Origin of the sequence: Shewanella sp. AS16 (genome assembly GCF_021412365.1) — a bacterium.
GTDB lineage: Bacteria > Pseudomonadota > Gammaproteobacteria > Enterobacterales > Shewanellaceae > Shewanella > Shewanella salipaludis.
Window position 1 is genome coordinate 1 of sequence record NZ_JAKCLK010000434.1, and the last position, 281, is coordinate 281.

The window sequence follows — 281 nt, forward strand, 5'->3', positions numbered from 1 at the left end:
GGTAACCCTTCATATTCCTGACCCAGCACCAGTACCATTTTCGCTGGCAGACTGGTTTTGAACAGCGGTTTACCCTGCTCGCTGGAAGTTGTCACTACGGTGTAACCCGCCTGACGGAAATCATCCAGCACGTTAACAATGTTGTCGCCAGTAATCGGCTGAACGTGCTCTGCGCCGCCTTCTGCGGTACGGATAGCCGCCCCAGACTCCAGCAGTGCTGCATCCTGCACCACAACACCTTTCACGCCGAAGTGCGCACAGCTACGCATCATGCCGCCCAG

General features: G+C 56.6%; 1 protein-coding gene. It reads right to left on the bottom strand.

What is annotated here, in order from left to right; genetic code table 11:
• Positions 1 to 281 (bottom strand): TrmH family RNA methyltransferase (locus LZP73_RS20985; RefSeq protein WP_326490391.1); only part of this gene is annotated, 281 nt, incomplete at both ends.